The organism is Bradyrhizobium sp. 35 (assembly GCF_023073215.1).
Taxonomy (GTDB): domain Bacteria; phylum Pseudomonadota; class Alphaproteobacteria; order Rhizobiales; family Xanthobacteraceae; genus Bradyrhizobium; species Bradyrhizobium canariense_D.
The window spans coordinates 1-1,037 of record NZ_JADPJC010000139.1; the positions used below are offsets into that span (position 1 = coordinate 1).

Below are 1,037 nucleotides of genomic sequence, written 5' to 3' on the forward strand. Positions count from 1 at the left end.
CCTGAGTTCACAAACGAAGTGCAACACTTCCATCTGGAGGTGTTGCCATGGGGCGGACTTACAAACAGCTCTCCCTTGACGATCGATGCGAGATTGCCCGCCTTTCGGCCAATGGCGGCTCGGTCGGGCAAATCGCGGCAGCTTTGGATCGGCCGCCATCAACGATCTCTCGGGAGCTGAGGCGGAACCGTGGCAGGCAAGTCGGCTACAAGCCAAGCTATGCTCAGCAGCAGACCCGGGCGCGGCGCTGGAAGGGCTCTCGCCTCGAGCGGGACGCCAGCTTGCGCCGCGAGGTCTTGGCAGGCTTGAGCCGCGGTTGGTCACCCGAACAGGTCGCAGGCAGGCTGGCCCGGGAACGTGGCCGTAGGGTGATCTCCTGCGAGAGCATCTACCGCTTCATCTACGCCCAGATCACACGCACGACGGACTTCACCTGGCGGCGCTATCTGCCTCGGGGCAAGAGCAAGCGAGGCCACCGCGGCAAACGAGGCGGGAGCCCCGCAAGCTTCATCGAAGGCCGTGTTTCGCTGGCAGAACGGCCTGCCGAGGTCGCCGATCGCAAAGTCCCGGGCCACTGGGAAGCCGATCTGATGATGTTCTCCAAATACCGGCAGGCCATCCTGGCCGTCCACGAGCGAACCTCGCGCCTGCTGCTCGCCGTTCCCATCGAACGCAAGTTCGCCGCCGGTATCGCTAGCCATCTCGTACGCCTGTTCAAAGCCGTACCGGAGGCACTGCGCCGTACCGTCACCTTCGACAACGGCACCGAGTTCGCCGCCCACCTTTCCTTGCAGAGCCTCTTGATGAAGACCTTCTTCTGCGACCCGCACGCGCCGTGGCAAAAGGGCGGCATCGAGAACGCCATCGGCCGCTTGCGCCGCTTCATCCCCCGAAAGACCGACCTCGAAAAGCTCCCAACCAGGCGCTTCCGTCAGTCCATTGCCGCCTACAACAACACCCCGCGCAAATGCCTTGACTTCAGAACCCCGGCAGAGGCCTTCTCCTCTCAACTGTTGCACTTCGAGTGTGAATCCACC

General features: G+C 63.2%; 1 protein-coding gene. It reads left to right on the forward strand.

Annotated elements, in window-relative coordinates; genetic code table 11:
* Positions 1 to 47 precede the first annotated feature (47 nt).
* Positions 48 to 1,037, forward strand: a 990-nt coding sequence (locus IVB36_RS27990; RefSeq protein ID WP_247393817.1) for an IS30 family transposase, incomplete at its 3' end; no start/stop codon positions are given.